Genomic DNA, 14,385 nt, shown 5'->3' with positions numbered 1-14,385 from the left:
ACCCCGCAGGCTGCCGGGTACCGCCGGCCCGGCGCGTGGCGTGCCCTGATGCGGTGGTGTGACGCCCCGGTACGGGGACGACGGCACGGTCCGCGCCGGACCGATCGGGACCTCGACCCGGCGTTCGTGCTCGAACTGTGCGCGGCCGCCGTCCGTGGCGGCGCGCCGGTGCCGACCGCGCTCGCGGTGACGGGCCGGCACCTCGGCGGCGCGGACGGCGACGCGCTCGCCCGCGCCGGGACGGCGCTCGCCCTCGGCGCACCCTGGGACGCCGCCTGGGCGGGCGCCCCGCCGTCGGTCGCTGCGCTCGCGCGGGCGCTGCGCGGCGGCTGGGACGCCGGAGCCTCACCACGCCCCGCGCTGCGTGCCGCCGCTGCCGGTCTACGCCGCGAGCACCGGGCGCACGTCCGCGCCGCCGCCGGGGCGCTCGGTGTGCGGCTCACGCTCCCGCTCGGCGCGTGCTTCCTGCCGGCGTTCGTGCTCCTCGGGCTGGTCCCCGTGGTGCTCGGTCTCGCCGGTGACCTCCGAGCGGTCGTGCCCTGAGCGTCGTGCGCGCAGCGGGCAGGCTGTCACGCCTGCCTGCTCGAGGTGCTCAGTCCTCGACCCCGACCTCGGCCCGGAGCTTGTCCCTCAGCTCCGCGACCCTCTGCCGAAGGTGCTCCTCCCGCGTCCGCTGCTTGGTGGTCGGAGGCACGCTCGGCTGACCGATGGTGAACAGGGAGGCCGCTTCCTGGACGAACGCCGCCGCGCGCTCGACCTCTCTGCTCGCGTGCAGACCTGCCGTGGCTCGGACACCCGCGAACTGCTCGACGGCCTGCCTCAAGCGCTGCTGCCTCTCTGGATCGATCGACTCCGAGCGCATCGTCGGGATCGCGCCGAGCGCGTCGGAGAGCGCGATCCGTGCGGCCTCCAGCTCCACGTAGAACTGGTGCCGGGCCTCGACCACGCGCCCCTTCCGAGCGGCCTCGATCGCGTGCTCGTGGCGGAGGTTCTCCGCCTCGATCGCGTGCTCGTGGCGGAGGTTCTCGGCGTCGATGGCGGCGGCGGCGCGGCGATCCTCCGCGGCGATCGCCGCGTGCGCGCGTCTGTCCTCGGCCTTCCGGCTCGCCCGCGCGTTGTGCCAGGTGGACCACACCACGCCGCTCAGGGCGACCAGGGCGACGGTCAACGGCACGAGGACGCCCGGGGTCCACCAGTCGGTGCCGCTGGACGCCTGCCGGAGGACGACGTGGATCGGGCTCGGACTCGGCAGCGGCGTCACGTGCCGGACCCTAGCGAAGGTGACGACGCCGCGTCACGGAGCGGGACAGGAGCCTCGCCGGCCGTACTCGTCGCCCGTCGGTAGCCAGTCCCCGCTGGTGAGCCGACCACAGCCCCCTCTCTCGCGTGCCTCGTCCACGGATCGCCGAGCCACGGCCCACGGCGACGCGGCGGGCGCCGAGGCTCGTCACGGGCGCCACAGCGGTGCCCGGCCCGGCGGGCCGATGCGATGAAGGAGACGACCGATGGCACACGTGACGAGGGCCGAGACCGAGGGCGAGACACGGAAGAACAGGGCGGGCCGGTCCGCCTCGCCCACGCACACCGAGCGCGCGGTGACGGGCGGCGTGGCAGCGGTGGTCGCCGCAGCACGGGGGCGGACCAGCGCTGCCCGGACGGCGGCGCACGACGCGGGCATGGCGACCGCGGAGTACGCGATCGCGACGCTGGCCGCGGTCGGGTTCGCGGGCCTGCTGCTCGTGGTGCTCAAGGGCAACGAGGTGAAGGGCCTGCTGTCCGGCATCGTGCGTCAGGCGCTCGGCGGATGAGCGGTCGGCGCCGCGGTCCGGGCGACGTCCTGCGGGCCGGACGGCTCCGCCTCGGCGACGTGAGCGACCGCGGCGCCGTCACCGCCGAGCTCGCGGTGGGCATGGTCGCCGTCGCCGTGGTGCTGGTCGCGGTCCTCGCGACCGGGGCCGCCACCGTCGCGCGGCTGACGTGCCTCGACGCCGCTCGCACGGGTGCCCGGGTCGCGGCCCTCGGCGAGCCCGACGACGTGGTCGTCGCTGCGGCCCGTCGCGTGCTCGGCGACCGGGGTGAGGTGCGCGTCGCGCGTGACGAGGGCTGGGTCACCGTCACCGTGAGTACGCCGTTCACCGGCTGGTCGGTCCTCGGCGGCGCACGGGCACAGGGCTCCGCGACGAGCTGGGCGGAACCGTGAGCGCGGCACCTCCCGGTGCGGGACTCCTGCGCAGCCGAGCGCGGTCACGCACCACCGCGCCGCGTCGCGGCGGTGGGGGGTCGCACCCGCGGGATGCAGGGTCGGGGACCGTGCTGGTCCTGGCGGTGGTCGCGGTCGCGTCGTCGCTCGTGCTGGCGACGGCGGTCGTGGGCGCCGCGCACGTCACCGCGGTCCGCGCGGCGCTGGCCGCGGACGTCGCGGCGCTGGCGGCCGCGCAGCACGTGGCCGGCGGGGGCGCCGACCCGTGCGGTCGGGCCGACGAGGCGGCCGGCAGGAACGGCGCGGTCGTGACGTCGTGCGTGCGCGGGTCGAGCGGCGACGTCACGGTGCACGTGCGCGTCGACGGTGCCGCCGGGACGGGCCGCGACGTGGCGCGCGCGGGCCAGCGCTCCTCGACCGGCGGGCGGCGGCCCCGTCCCACGCGTCCGACGGGTGCCGGGCACGTGCGGGCCAGGTCAGCGCGCGGCGGGGTCGTCCGGCGTCGGCGCGTCCGCGGCGTGGCGCAGGACGGTGGACAGCAGGCGCAGGGCGCCGGCCTTGTCGAGCGGCTCGTTCCCGTTGCCGCACTTGGGGGACTGGACGCACGCCGGGCAGCCCGTCGCGCACGGGCAGGCGGCGATCGCGTCCCGCGTCGCGGTGAGCCACACCGGCCCCAGCTCGAAGCCGCGCTCGGCGAACCCCGCACCGCCGGGGTGCCCGTCGTGGACGAACACCGTCGCCTGCCCGGTGTCCGGGTGCTGAAGCGTCGACAGTCCGCCGAGGTCCCAGCGGTCGCACGTCGCGAGCAGGGGCAGCAGACCGATCGACGCGTGCTCGGCGGCGTGCAGCGCACCCGGGGCGACCTCGAGCGTGACACCGGCCTCGGCCAGCACCTCGGGCGGGGTCGTCCACCACACGGCGGTCGTGCGCAGCGTGCGCGCGGGCAGGTCGAGGTCGTGCGTCGAGAGCACCTGCAGGTCCGGGAGCCGTCGCCGCTGGTACCCGATCACCTGCGTCGTCACGTCCACCTGTCCGTAGGACCACGTCAGCGGACCCCACGCGACCTCGCGCTCGACGTCGACGACGGTCGTCGAGGTCACCCAGCGCGCCCACGTGCCGTGGTCGACGGCCCGTCGCGTCGCCAGGGCGACACCGTCCTGCAGGTGCAGCTCGTCGACCACGTACGTCGTGCCCAGGTGCACGTACACGGCCCCGGGGTGCACGGTCGCGTCGGCCGACGCGGCGTCCACGGTGCCCAGCAGACGGCCCGTCGCCGTCTCGACGACGCGCACGGGGTCGCCGCCGGCGCCGCGCAGGTCCGTCATGCGGCTCGCCGGCTCGGCGTGCGTCCAGTACCAGCCGGACGAGCGGCGACGCAGGATGCCGCGCGCGGTGAGCTCGGCCAGCAGCTCGGGCGCCCGCGGGCCGAACAGGTCGAGCTCGTCCGCGCGCAGCGGACGCTCCGCGGCGGCCGCGCACAGGTGCGGCGCGAGCACGTACGGGTTGCCCGGGTCGAACACGGTGGCCTCGACGGGCACGTCCAGCGCCGCCTCCGGGTGGTGCACGAGGTACGTGTCGAGCGGGTCCTCGCGCGAGACGAGCACGACGAGGCCGTCCGCGCCCGCCCGCCCGGCGCGGCCCGCCTGCTGCCACAGCGAGACACGTGTTCCCGGCCAGCCGGCGATGAGCACCGCGTCGAGCCCCGAGATGTCGACGCCCAGCTCCAGCGCGTTCGTCGTCGCGAGGGCCCGCAGGTGCCCGGCGCGGATGGCACGCTCCAGGGCACGCCGCTCCTCGGGCAGGTAGCCGCCGCGGTACGACGACACGAGCGACGGCAGCGTCGGGTCGACCTCCGCCAGGTGGGCCCGCGTCGTCGCGGCGACCGACTCCGCGCCGCGCCGCGACCGCGTGAACGCCAGCACGCGGGCCCCGGCCGCGACCAGGTCCGCCAGCAGGTCGGCGACCTCCGCCGTCGCCGTGCGTCGCGGACGGTCCCGGGGCACCGCGACGAGGCGCTCACCCGTGCCCACCGGCCCCGACCCCTCGGCGACAGGTGCCGGCCCCGCCGGCGCTCCGGCACCGTCCGTGGCGCCGGCCGCGTCCTGCGTACCGCTGTCGTCCGCCCCGGCGAGCGCGCGGGCCGCGCCGTCGCTCGCCGGCACGGTGATCACCGTCGACCACGGGTCCTCGTCGGGCAGCAGCGACGCCCACGGCCCGTCGCCACTGGGCAGCTCCGGCGGCTGCCACAGCACGACGGTCCTGCGCCCGGCCGGCGACGTGTCCGCCGTGACGGCGTGCACGTCACCGGGCTCGACGCCCAGCAGACGGGCGGCGCTCGCGGCCGGGTCGGAGGTCGTGGCCGACGCCAGCACGACCACCGGCGCGGCATCGTACGCCGCGGCCAGGCGCCGCAGCCGGCGCAGCACCAACGCGACGTGCGCGCCGAACACACCGCGGAACGCGTGGCACTCGTCGACGACCACGAAGGCCAGCGACGACAGCACGCGCGACCACGACGTGTGCGCGGGCAGCAGCGCGAAGTGCAGGAAGTCGGGGTTGGTGAGGACGACGTCCGCGTGCTCGCGCACCCAGCGGCGCTCGTCGCGCGACGTGTCGCCGTCGCACGTCGCGACCCGCACGTCGCGCGTCCCCGCCGCTGCCAGCAGACGCTCGAGCCCCGCGAGCTGGTCCGCTGCGAGCGCCTTCGTCGGGCCCAGGTACAGCACCGTCGGGCGCCGCGTCGCCGACTCGATGCGTCCCGGGTCCAGCAGCGCCCCCACGGCACCACGCCGCACGGCCGAGACCGCGGGCAGCCAGAAGGCCAGCGACTTGCCGGACCCGGTGGACGTCGCGAGCACGGTGTGCCGGCCCGACCACGCTGCCTCGGCCGCGTCGACCTGGTGTTCCCAGGGCCGTTCGACGCCCAGCGCCCGGTACCCGCGCACCAGGTCCGCGTCGGCCCACGCGGGCCAGTCCGCGCGGACCCCCGGCCGCGCCGGGAGCTCGCGCACGTGGGTCGCCCGGTCGGCCCGTCGCCCACCGGCGAGGAGCACCTCGAGCAGCTCACCGGGACCCACCCCCCGATCCTGCCACCGCGTGCGCGAGGATCAGGGCATGGCCGTCATCGACCTCAACGCCGACCTCGGGGAGGGCGACGGCCCCTGGCGTCTCGAGCCGCCCGCCGACGACGCGCTGCTCGACCTCGTGTCGAGCGCCAACGTCGCCGCCGGCTATCACGGCGGGGACGCCGCCACCATGGCCGTGACGTGCGCGGGCGCAGTGGCACGCGGCGTCGCGATCGGCGTGCACCCGTCCTACGACGATCGCGAGGGCTTCGGCCGGCGGCGGCTCGACGTGCCGCGCGACGTGCTGCGCGCGCAGGTCGCCCACCAGGTGGGGGCGCTCGTGGCCGTCGCCGCGACCGTCGGCGCGCGCGTCACGCACGTCAAGCCGCACGGTGCGCTCTACAACGCGGTCGTGCACGACGAGGAGCAGGCACGCGCCGTCGTCGAGGCCGTGCTCGCCGTCGACACCGGGCTCGCCGTGCTGGGCCTGCCCGGCTCGCGCGTGCTCGCGCTCGCGCAGGACGCCGGCCTGCCCACGGTCGTCGAGGCGTTCGTGGACCGGGGTTACCGCGCCGACGGCACGCTCGTGCCGCGCGCCGAGCCGGGCGCGCTGGTCACCGATCCCGCGGCCGCCGCGGAACGGGCCGTGCGGCTCGCGGTCGAGGGCGTCGTCGTCGCCGTCGACGGGACCCCGGTCCACCTGCGTCCCGCGTCCCTGTGCGTGCACTCCGACACCCCGGGCGCCGTCGCGCTCGCGCTCGCGGTGCGGCACGCGCTGCGCGACGCAGGCGTCGACGTCCGGCCCTTCGCCGGGTCCACCGGCCCCGCACCCGCCGACCCCGGGGTGTCGCCGCTCGTCGGCGCGGACGTGCCGTCGACCACCAGCCCGGCGGTGCCGTCGACCACCAGCCCGGCGCCACCGCCGGGCACGGCGGTGCCACGCCCGTGAGCGGGGTCGTCGTCCCGTACGGCAGCGACGCCGTGCTCGTCGAGCTCCCGGGGCTGCCGGAGGTGCGCGCGCTCGACGCCCGGTTGCGCGCGCGCCCACCGCAGGGTGTCGTCGACGTCGTACCCGCCGCACGGACCGTCCTGGTGCGGGGGCACGCGCGGACGCGCGACGCATGGGCCGGCGAGGTCGCCGCACTGGCGAGCGCCGCAGCGACCGACGAGACGCCCCCCGCTCCGCGCACGGTCGAGATCCCCGTGGTCTACGACGGCGAGGACCTCGAGGACGTCGCGCGTGCGACGAGGACGAGCACCGAGGAGGTCGTGGCCCGCCACCTCGCCGGCGGCCCGGAGGGGTACCGGGTCGCCTTCGGCGGCTTCATGCCGGGTTTCGCGTACGTCGTCGGGCTCGACCCAGCCCTGCACCTGCCGCGCCTGGGCAGCCCGCGCACGCGGGTGCCGGCGGGCTCCGTCGCGGTCGCGGGGGAGTTCACGGCCGTCTACCCGGCGCCGACACCCGGTGGGTGGCGGCTGCTGGGGCGCACCGACCTGACGATGTTCGACGTCGGGCGGGGCGCCGCGCGCGCCGCGCTGCTGGCGCCGGGCGACGTCGTGCGCTTCACACGGGTGCCGGCAGCCGCCGTGCGCGCGGCGGCGCGGCCACCGTCCGCGCCCACCGCACCGGGGGAGCCGCACGGCACGCCCGAGCGGTCGACCGCCGCGACGACCGGCACGGCCGGGCGCGTCGGCACGGGCACGGACCCGACGCCCGCGCGCACCCTGACGGTCGTCGCGCCCGGGCCGCTCAGCCTCGTCGAGGACCTCGGCCGGGCGGGTCTCGCGGCCGTCGGCGTGCCGCGCTCGGGCGCGGCCGACCCCGCCGCCCTCGCGCGGGCGAACCGGCTCGTGGGCAACGCGCACGACGCCGCCGGCCTCGAGGTGACGCTCGGCGGCCTGGTCGTCACCTTCGGGGCGCCGACGGCGTTCGCGCTGGAGGGGGCGGTCCTGCCCGTGGACCTCGACGGCACGCCTGTCCCGACGGGCGTGGCGGTGCGCGCGCCCGCGGGCTCGACGCTCACCCTCGGCACGCCGCCGCGCGGCCTGCGGACCTGGCTCGCCGTGCGCGGCGGCGTCGACGTGCCCGAGGTGCTCGGTTCCCGCTCGCGCGACGTGCTGTCCGGCCTCGGGCCCGCACCGCTGCGCCCCGGTGACGTGCTCGCGCTCGGCCTGCGGTTCGACGGTCTGCCGGACGTCACGGCCGCGCGCGACGACGGCACGGCCGTGGACGGCGCGTCCCACGGCGGCACGTCATCCGGTGACCAGACGTCCCCCGACGGCACGACCTCGTCCGACGCCGAGCCGCGCGGCAACACGACCATCGTGCTCCCCGCCGGCCCCGGCCCTCGCCTCGGCCACCTCGACGACGCGGCGCGCCACGCGCTGTGGCACCAGGTGTGGGACGTCTCGGCGGACAGCAACCGCGTCGCCGTGCGTCTCGACGGGCCGCCGCTGAGGCGCGCGACCACGGGCGAGCTCGCGTCCGAGGGTGTCGTGCTCGGTGCGGTGCAGGTGCCGCACGACGGCCGGCCCGTGCTGTTCGGCCCCGACCACCCGGTCACGGGCGGCTACCCCGTCGTGGCGGTGCTGACACCGGCGGGCGTCGCGCGGGCCGCGCAGCTGCGACCGGGCGACCGGGTGCGCCTGGCACCGTCCTGACAGCGGGCGCGTCTCACCGGCACAAACTGGGGCGTGAATCACCCGCCCGGAGGGACGTAGGTCCCGTCACAAGCCCGCCGAGAGGATCCCCCGTCGGAACATGTGGTGCGACACGCGTGTCGGACCACAACATCTAGTGGTCGCCGCGGTGGTCTGGGTGCTCTGCTCATCCCGCAGCCACCGTCGTGAGGAGACCTCCGCATGTCCCAGCCCGCCGCTCCGCAGCGCCCGATCGTCGACGTCGTCTCGTCGATCGACGAGTACCTGGACCGCAGCGACTGGCGCGTCAACGCCAACGCCAACCAGGGCTACTCGCTCGGCGGGCTGATCCTCAACACCGCCGGCAAGGTGGTCGCCAACTACTGGCTGAGCGAGGTCTACCCGCCCGAGGTCGGCCACGCCCACCGCGAGGGCGACCTGCACGTCCACGACCTCGACATGCTCTCCGGCTACTGCGCCGGCTGGTCGCTGCGCACGCTCCTGCAGGAGGGGCTCAACGGCGTCCCCGGCAAGGTCGAGGCACGCCCGCCCAAGCACTTCAGCGCCGCGATCGGCCAGATCGTCAACTTCCTCGGCACGATGCAGAACGAGTGGGCCGGCGCCCAGGCGTTCAGCAGCTTCGACACGTTCATGGCGCCCTACGTGCGGCTCGACCGCCTCACGTACACCGAGGTGCGCCAGGGCATCCAGGAGCTGATCTACAACCTCAACGTGCCGTCGCGGTGGGGCACGCAGACCCCGTTCACCAACCTCACGTTCGACTGGTCGTGCCCGGCGGACCTCGCCGACCAGACACCGTTCGTCGCCGACGAGCCGTGCGACTTCACGTACGGCGACCTGCAGCCCGAGATGGACATGATCAACCGCGCCTACATGGAGGTCATGACCGAGGGCGACGCGTCGGGCCGCGTCTTCACGTTCCCGATCCCGACGTACAACATCACGAAGGACTTTCCGTGGGAGTCGGAGAACGCGCAGCGGCTGTGGGCCATGACGGCCAAGTACGGGCTGCCGTACTTCCAGAACTTCATCAACTCCGACATGGAGCCCGGTGACGTGCGCTCGATGTGCTGCCGACTGCAGCTGGACCTGCGCGAGCTGCTCAAGCGCGGCAACGGTCTGTTCGGCTCGGGCGAGCAGACGGGCTCGATCGGCGTCGTCACCATCAACTGCGCGCGACTGGGCTTCCTGCACCCCGGGGACGAGGCGGCGCTCGTCGCCGACCTCGACCGGCTCCTGGACCTGGCGCGCACGTCCCTGGAGCTCAAGCGCGTCACCATCCAGCGGCTCATGGACGAGGGCCTGTTCCCGTACTCGCGGCGCTACCTCGGTTCGCTCGACAGCCACTTCTCGACGATCGGCGTCAACGGCCTCAACGAGATGGTCCGCAACTTCACGGGCGACCTGTTCGACATCACCGACGAGCGCGGGCACGCGATGGCGCTGCGCGTCCTCGACCACGTCCGGGCGCGGATGGTCGAGTTCCAGGAGGAGACGGGCAACCTCTACAACCTCGAGGCGACCCCCGCGGAGGGCACGACGTACCGGTTCGCCAAGGAGGACCGCAAGCGCTACCCGACGATCCTGCAGGCCGGCACCTCGGCCAACCCGTACTACACGAACTCCTCGCAGCTCCCGGTGGGCTTCACCGACGACCCGTTCGAGGCGCTCGAGCGGCAGGACGAGCTGCAGACCCGCTACACCGGCGGCACGGTCCTGCACCTGTACATGTCGGAGCGGATCTCCACCCCCGAGGCGTGCCGCGAGCTGGTCAAGCGCGCGCTGAGCACGTTCCGGCTGCCGTACCTCACGGTGACCCCGACGTTCTCCATCTGTCCCGCCCACGGCTACCTGTCCGGCGAGCACGCCACGTGCCCGACGTGCGAGGAGGACGGCATCGTCACGACGTGCGAGGTGTGGACGCGCGTCATGGGCTACCACCGGCCCGTCAGCTCGTTCAACATCGGCAAGAAGGGCGAGCACACCGAGCGCACGCCGTTCGTCGAGCCGGTGGGTGCACGGGCGTGACGACCTCGGGCTCGTACGGTCCCGACGAGGACCGTCCCGACGAGGGCCGCCCCGCCGAGGGGCGGCCCGGTGACTGGGAGTGCCGGGCCACGTCGCTGCAGATCGCGGGCCTCACCCCGCTGTCCACGGTCGACTGGCCCGGCCGGCTGGTCGCCACGGCGTTCCTGCAGGGCTGCCCGTGGCGGTGCACCTACTGCCACAACAGCGCGATCCTCGACACCCGGCTGCCGGGCGTCGTCCCCTGGTCGCGCGTGGCGGACCTGCTGCGTCGGCGCCGCGGGCTGCTCGACGGCCTCGTGCTGTCCGGCGGCGAGCCGACGCGCCAGGCCGGTGTCGTCGCGGCGGCGCGCGAGGTCAAGGAGGCGGGGTTCCTCGTGGGCCTGCACACCGCCGGCGCCTACCCGTCGCGGCTGCGGGAGCTGCTGCCGTACGTCGACTGGGTGGGTCTGGACGTCAAGGCGCCGGCGCGGCTGTACCAGGCGATCACGCGCACCGGCGGCCCCACGACGACGGCCGACAAGGCGTTCGCGTCGCTGCGGCTCGTGCTCGACAGCGGCGTCGACGTGCAGGTCCGCACGACCGTCGACCCGACGGTCCTCGCCGACGCCGACGTCACCGAGCTCACCACGGCGCTCGCGGACCTCGGCGTGCGGGACCACGTGCTGCAGCAGGTGCGCCCCGACGGCGCGACCGACGAGTACCAGGAGGCGCTCGCGCGGGTCCCGCGCGAGCGCCTGCACCGGGGGTGACGCCGGCCCGTCACTCCAGCGTGAGTGGCCAGGGCCCGCCGACCAGGAGCACCTCGTTGCGGAAGCTCTCGTCCGTGCCGTCGGGCTCGTGGAACAGCGGCCGCAGGGTGAGCCACACCTGGTAGTCCCCGGGCGGCAGGGCGTCGCCGACGGCGACGCCGCCGTGCCGCCCGACGCCGAGCGGCACGCACTCCTCCAGGGAGCTCCACGCCGGGTAGGTGAGCGAGCCCCCGGGCGGCACGGTCGCGTCGTACAGTCGCTCGCCCAGCGCGCCGGGTTCGCTGACGACCCGCCCGTCGCGCGTGAGGACGATCCGCGGGTTCCCCGTCCGCCCTTCCAGCGGGTCGGGGCCGTCGTTGGTGGCGCGCACGGTGATCCGCAGGTTCGACCCGGCCGCGGCGGTGACGGGCACGTTCGCGTCGAGCGTCACGGGGAACGCGTCCTCGTCGGCGGCGAGCGCGGCGAGGCGCGACGCGTCCGTCCCGCAGGTGTCGGGTGAGCGCTCGGGCACCTGCCCGTCCCCGGTCACGGTGACGGGCGATCGCTCCACGACGCGCACGGTGTGGACACTGCCGTCGGGCGCGACCCAGTCGACGTCCTCGGTGTGCGCCAGCTCGTAGCTGCCGGCGGGCACCGCGACGTCCGTCGGGCCGTCGGGGAACGACGCGCAGGAGGCGAGGTAGACGCTGGTCGTCCAGGCGTCGGCCCCGGGCGGTGCGGGCGGCCGCTCCACCTGCGTGAGGTGAAGATCGAGGTCGTGCTCGAGCTCGGGGCCGGCGCCGTCGACGGCCACCACGACACCGTCGCGCAGCAGCACGACCTCGTAGCTGAGGGAACCGACCTCGCGCACCCGCTCCCGGTCGTACTCGACCACGGTGCTCGTCCGGGCGATCCGATCGGGACCGATCTCGGACGTGGTCGTCAGGGTCACGTCCAGCGGCGAGTCGGCGCTGGACGACGCCTCGTACCGCTGGCCGCACAGGTCGCCGGGCGCCTCCCAGGCCTCGCCGTCGTCGGCCGTCGGCGCACCGTCTCGCACCCCCGGCAGCAGCGGCAGGGCGAGGGCGACCGCGCCGACGGCCGCCAGCGCGACACCGCCACGCGCCGCAGTACGCGCCCGCCGCCGCCGACGTGCCCGCACCCGGACGAGCTCCACGGGCACCTCGTACGTCGCGCCCTCGCGCTCGGCCTCGGCCAGGGCGTCGTCCAGGGGGTGCCGGTCCGTGCTCATCGTGCCTCCCGGGTGCGGACGACGACGTGCTCGTCGTCGGGCAGCGGGCCCAGCCGCTGCGCGAGCTTGGCGGACCCCGTCGACAGGTAGCGCTTGACGGTGCCGACAGCGAGGCCCATGCGCTCGGCGACGTCGGGGACGGTGAGGTCCTCGACGTGCCGCAGGACCACGGCCACGCGCTCCTGCGGGGCCAGGGTCGCGAGCGCGTCCTGCACGGCCGAGCCCGTGGTGACGGCCGCGGCCGGGTCGCGCACGGTCTCGTCGTGGTCGGCGTGCAGCAGGTGCCGCACGGCCGCCCAGCGCTGCCTGCGGCGCAACGCGTCGAGGTGCCCGCGCAGCACGGCCGCGCGGACGTACGCCTCGGCGTGCACGACGTCCGTGCCGGCCCGCAGGCGCGAGAACGTGCGGACGAGCGCGTCCTGCACGAGGTCCTCGGCGGCGCCGCGGTCGCCCGTCAGCAGGTAGGCGTACCCGAACAGCGCGCGACCGCGCTCGCGTGCGAGCACGGCGAGCGTGTCGTCGGTGTCCGTGCTGCCGCGCACCTGGCACCTCCCGAGCGTCCTGGGTCGACGGGGTCCCGTCACCAGCCTGGACGCGCGAGGGCCCCGGACCGTTGTAGCAGGGCCGGGGGACGTCTCAGGTGCTCACGAGCGCGGCGTGAGGATGTACACCACGGACGGCTCTCCGTCCGGCGTCTGCGAGGCGACCGCCTGGACCGCCCACGCGGGCAGGGCGACGCCCGCCCCGGTGAAGAGCACACCCTCGTACGGCCACGTCAGGGCGGCGGGGTCGGCGGGGTCGCTCCCGGGGACGCGCTCGGCCGCCTCGACCAGCAGGTCCGTCGCCGCCCGGGCACGGTCGGCACCCGGCGCGACGATCTCCGCCGCCCACCCGTCGCCGTGCCGGTGGGCCGTGACGAGCCGCCCGCCGAGGAGCGGCACGTCGGGGAACCCGTCGGGCAGCGCGCGCGCCTCGGGCCCGCCCTCCGCGACCGTCAGGTCCCACGGGCCGGCCGAGCCCCGCGCGGTCCCCACGGAGTCGACCGTCGTGGCGTACACCTGGTAGGTCCCGGGGGCCAGGGGCCCGGTGCCGCCGCACCCGGCCAGGCCGAGCGAGACACCCTGCGCGACACGCGGCGTGCCCGTGGCCACGTCCTCGGCCTCCCACCACCCGCCGACGTCCTCCAGGGGGTACACGTCGACGTCCTCGTCCTGTGCGTCGAGCGGGGGGGAAGGCCTCGCGCACCTGCGAGGTCGCCGTCGGGACGACCGACAGCAGCTCGTGCGCGGTCCCGACGACGACGTCGTCCTGCGTCACCAGCAGCCGCAGGCGCGTCGTGCCGACGCCCGCGTCGGGGATCGTCGAGACGCTGACCATGAGATCCGCCTCCCGGCCCTGCCACGTCCCCAGGTGCGCGCCGGCGCCCGGCCCTGCGATCTGCGCGACGCCGTCCTCGACGCGGTGACCCAGGGCGACGTCGAGCGTGTCCCGCTCACCCGACGGCAGCGTCTGCACGCCGGAGCGGCACTCGCCCGGAGCGGCGTCCGGGTCGCCCGCGGGCGTCACCTCCCGCGTGAGCTGCGGGACGACGAGCGCGACGGCCGCCGCCACGCTCGCGGCGACGGCGCCCGTGGTCGCCGTGCGCACCGCGCGGCGCCGCCGGACGCGGGCGGTGAGCGACTCGACGAGCGCCGCCGTGCCGGGTGCGTCGGGGCCGGCCAGGGCGCTGCCCGCCCCGGCGGCGTCGGCGACCTCCTGCAGCGCGAGGTCCAGGCGTGTGGTCATCGGGCCCTCCGGACGGTGACGAGGACCTCGTCGGTGACGTGGGCAGGCTCGTCGTCGGCGCCGGCGAGGTCGCCGAGGTGCTGCTCGAGCGTGCGGGTGGCGTCCGACAGGTACCGCTTGACGGTGCCGACGGACAGGGACAGGGCGTCGGCGACCTGGGCCACCGTCATGTCCTCGAAGTGCCGCAGGACGATGCAGGCGCGCTCGCGCGGGGGGAGCAGCGCGAGCGCCTGCTGCACCGCGACGCGCGTCGTGACGACGGGTTCGGGTCCGGCGTGCGGTCCGTCGGGCGGTGTCGGCTCGGGCACGGCCGTCAGGTGCCGGATGGACGCCCAGCGCTTGCGGCGCCGGAACCCGTCCACGTACGTCGTGAGGATCGTGCGCCGCACGTACGCCTCGGCCGACGCGACCTCACGCGTGCCGCGGCCGCGCGTGAAGGTCCGCACGAGGGCGTCCTGCACGAGGTCCTCGGCCTCGCGGCTGTCGCCCGTCAGCAGGTAGGCGTAGCCCACGAGGGCGCGGCCGCGCGTGCGGACGAGCTCGTCCAGCGCGTCCTGCCAGGTGGTCACGGTGCTCCCGTCGGGGCCGGCGGCGCCCGCGGCGGGTCTCATGCACATGGTGACGGACGACGGGCCGAAAAGGTTGGGGTGGACGGGCGCATCCGTC

Annotated in this window: 13 protein-coding genes and 1 pseudogene; 8 read left to right on the top strand and 6 right to left on the bottom strand. The window is 76.0% G+C overall.

All coding sequences use genetic code 11. The features are described from left to right. Positions 1–126 precede the first annotated feature (126 nt). On the top strand, positions 127–543 hold the full coding sequence (locus tag CFLA_RS19135; RefSeq protein ID WP_245530250.1) for a type II secretion system F family protein: 417 nt from the start codon (positions 127–129) through the stop codon (positions 541–543). Between the two features lie 49 nt (positions 544–592). Here the strand turns inward: CFLA_RS19135 and CFLA_RS14030 are convergent, their stop codons facing one another. Next, positions 593–1,261: a hypothetical protein gene (locus tag CFLA_RS14030; protein WP_013117990.1), complete on the bottom strand. Its 669-nt coding sequence runs from the start codon at positions 1,259–1,261 to the stop codon at positions 593–595. Positions 1,262–1,505: 244 nt separating this feature from the next. On the opposite strand from CFLA_RS14030, the gene CFLA_RS14025 reads away from it, so the two are divergent. The 3 genes and pseudogenes from CFLA_RS14025 to CFLA_RS21300 form a co-directional block, all read left to right on the top strand. After that, positions 1,506–1,808 (top strand): DUF4244 domain-containing protein, encoded by a 303-nt coding sequence (locus tag CFLA_RS14025; protein WP_013117989.1) that lies wholly within the window; start codon positions 1,506–1,508, stop codon positions 1,806–1,808. Positions 1,809–1,867: 59 nt separating this feature from the next. Continuing rightward, the gene (locus CFLA_RS19130) at positions 1,868–2,200 is read left to right on the top strand and encodes a TadE family type IV pilus minor pilin (protein WP_148234371.1); all 333 of its coding nucleotides are present in this window, start codon (positions 1,868–1,870) and stop codon (positions 2,198–2,200) included. Beyond that, a pseudogene (locus CFLA_RS21300) lies at positions 2,197–2,592 on the top strand (Rv3654c family TadE-like protein); the annotation flags it as partial. The gene CFLA_RS19130 and the pseudogene CFLA_RS21300, both read left to right, overlap by 4 nt. Before the next feature lie 84 nt (positions 2,593–2,676). Here CFLA_RS21300 and CFLA_RS14010 read toward each other — a convergent pair. Next, positions 2,677–5,277 (bottom strand): DEAD/DEAH box helicase, encoded by a 2,601-nt coding sequence (locus tag CFLA_RS14010; protein WP_013117987.1) that lies wholly within the window; start codon positions 5,275–5,277, stop codon positions 2,677–2,679. A gap of 37 nt (positions 5,278–5,314) precedes the next feature. Between CFLA_RS14010 and CFLA_RS14005 the strand changes: the two genes are divergently transcribed. From CFLA_RS14005 to CFLA_RS13990, 4 genes are all read left to right on the top strand, one after another. Further along, a complete protein-coding gene (locus CFLA_RS14005) occupies positions 5,315–6,214 on the top strand; it encodes a LamB/YcsF family protein (protein ID WP_013117986.1) in 900 nt (299 codons plus the stop codon). Further along, a complete protein-coding gene (locus CFLA_RS20515) occupies positions 6,211–7,926 on the top strand; it encodes a 5-oxoprolinase subunit B/C family protein (RefSeq protein WP_013117985.1) in 1,716 nt (571 codons plus the stop codon). The genes CFLA_RS14005 and CFLA_RS20515 overlap by 4 nt, the downstream gene beginning before the upstream one ends. Positions 7,927–8,127: 201 nt before the next feature. Further along, positions 8,128–9,954, top strand: coding sequence for a ribonucleoside triphosphate reductase (locus tag CFLA_RS13995; protein WP_013117984.1), 1,827 nt, complete (start codon positions 8,128–8,130; stop codon positions 9,952–9,954). Next, the gene (locus CFLA_RS13990) at positions 9,951–10,703 is read left to right on the top strand and encodes an anaerobic ribonucleoside-triphosphate reductase activating protein (RefSeq protein ID WP_013117983.1); all 753 of its coding nucleotides are present in this window, start codon (positions 9,951–9,953) and stop codon (positions 10,701–10,703) included. Before CFLA_RS13995 ends, CFLA_RS13990 begins: the two co-directional genes overlap by 4 nt. Positions 10,704–10,713: 10 nt before the next feature. Here the strand turns inward: CFLA_RS13990 and CFLA_RS13985 are convergent, their stop codons facing one another. The 4 genes from CFLA_RS13985 to CFLA_RS13960 all read right to left on the bottom strand — a co-directional run bounded on the left by CFLA_RS13985 (position 10,714) and on the right by CFLA_RS13960 (position 14,330). Next, complete coding sequence (locus tag CFLA_RS13985; RefSeq protein WP_013117982.1) at positions 10,714–11,934, bottom strand: hypothetical protein; 1,221 nt, start codon at positions 11,932–11,934, stop codon at positions 10,714–10,716. Beyond that, entirely contained in the window at positions 11,931–12,476 is a 546-nt protein-coding gene (locus CFLA_RS13980; RefSeq protein WP_013117981.1) for an RNA polymerase sigma factor, read from the bottom strand. Before CFLA_RS13980 ends, CFLA_RS13985 begins: the two co-directional genes overlap by 4 nt. Positions 12,477–12,578: 102 nt before the next feature. Beyond that, complete coding sequence (locus CFLA_RS13975; RefSeq protein ID WP_013117980.1) at positions 12,579–13,130, bottom strand: hypothetical protein; 552 nt, start codon at positions 13,128–13,130, stop codon at positions 12,579–12,581. Positions 13,131–13,715: 585 nt separating this feature from the next. Further along, the gene (locus tag CFLA_RS13960; protein ID WP_148234369.1) at positions 13,716–14,330 is read right to left on the bottom strand and encodes a SigE family RNA polymerase sigma factor; all 615 of its coding nucleotides are present in this window, start codon (positions 14,328–14,330) and stop codon (positions 13,716–13,718) included. Between the last annotated feature and the right edge of the window lie 55 nt (positions 14,331–14,385).

Source organism: Cellulomonas flavigena DSM 20109 (assembly GCF_000092865.1).
GTDB lineage: Bacteria > Actinomycetota > Actinomycetes > Actinomycetales > Cellulomonadaceae > Cellulomonas > Cellulomonas flavigena.
The sequence above is the reverse complement of the archived record's forward strand: the minus strand, read 5'-3'. Positions and strand labels throughout refer to the sequence as shown.